Genomic DNA, 475 nt, shown 5'->3' on the forward strand with positions numbered 1-475 from the left:
CGTGAAATGCACTTGGTAGCGCGGATGCGCTGCCAACCACGCTTTCACTTTATCGGTGTTGTGTGTCGCGTAGTTGTCCATTATCAGGTGAACAGGCATGCCCTCTGGTACGTTGGCGTCTACCTCTTTGAGGAAAGCGAGAAACTCCGTACTTCTATGGCGGCGCTTCAATCTTCCGATGATTTCACCCGTCGCGATGTCCAGCGCCGCGAACAGCGATGTGGTTCCGTGACGCTTGTAGTCATGGGTGCGGCTGACGGGTTTGCCGGGAGCAAGAGGCAAGCCTGGTTGGGTACGGTTCAGCGCCTGAATCTGGCTTTTCTCGTCGATACAGAGCACCAGGGCCTTGTCGGGTGGGTTGAGATAGAGCCCGACAATGTCGTGGACTTTGTCGACGAACAGCGGGTCGGTCGAAAGCTTGAGCGTCTTTTCCAGATGAGGCTTGAGGCCGAAGGCATGCCATATCCGCATGACG

General features: G+C 56.2%; 1 protein-coding gene. It reads right to left on the reverse strand.

What is annotated here, in order from left to right:
• A partial coding sequence (locus IAE34_RS24205; protein WP_200141483.1) for an IS630 family transposase occupies positions 1 to 475 on the reverse strand: 475 nt, incomplete at both ends.

The organism is Pseudomonas sp. S30 (assembly GCF_016518545.1).
GTDB lineage: Bacteria > Pseudomonadota > Gammaproteobacteria > Pseudomonadales > Pseudomonadaceae > Aquipseudomonas.